The organism is Paraburkholderia sp. JHI2823 (genome assembly GCF_038900695.1).
Lineage (GTDB): Bacteria > Pseudomonadota > Gammaproteobacteria > Burkholderiales > Burkholderiaceae > Paraburkholderia > Paraburkholderia mimosarum.
Genome location: NZ_JAYMRY010000170.1, coordinates 1 through 719 on the forward strand (window position 1 = coordinate 1; position 719 = coordinate 719).

At 57.9% G+C, this 719-nt stretch carries 1 pseudogene; it reads left to right on the forward strand.

Features of this window, described 5'->3' with window-relative positions:
* Window positions 1–135, forward strand: a pseudogene (locus tag VSR34_RS38140) (IS5/IS1182 family transposase); the annotation flags it as partial.
* Window positions 136–719: the final 584 nt, after the last annotated feature.

Here is a 719-nt window from a genome sequence, read left to right on the forward strand (position 1 = left end):
CCCAAAGACAGTGACGATCAGGACAGCGAAGGTGGTGGCGGGGGCGACTTCAAGGGCGAGAAGCGTAGTAACGAGACGCATGAGTCCAAGACCGATCCCGATGCACGGCTCTATCGCAAAGGCAAGAGTGCGACACGCACACTCGTGTCCGGGTAACTCCAACGTTAGGAGCATTGAAAGGAGGTGTGGTCCCGGGGCGAAAGCTCCACGCGTTATTGTCCGGCCGATGTGCCCAATTAGGGTGCGTCGATAGAAGACCTATCATGCGACTGGTAGTAGCCTGAGGAGACTTGCGTCACTGGCAACGGTGGGGTGGGAAGCTCTCCTGACAAAGTGCCCCCATAAAGGGTACTCGATGGCTGTGAAGCTATGGGGTGGAGACTCCCAGCAGCAATGGGGTCGAGGTGCGAGGCTGACCGATATGGGCAACGAAAGTGAACTGCTGATAAACGTCGTAATTGCGGAGGTGCCCAAGCTGCTGAATGGCACTAACCAAAAGGTATGTGGTCGGTTGTCCCGATTTTTGCACGGGACACGTCGCCATTAGACCACCGGCGGAGAGGCAGGCCCTAACTCGGTCGTGTAATGCGTGGGGAACGTGGTAAGTCAGAATGATTTTCCGTGAGGCGGAGGCTGGCCTGCCGTAGGAAGTCAAACGCGGGTTAGCATGACTGCCAGAGCCGCACGGTGTGGACAGGGCCCACACCCGGCGATTTCCG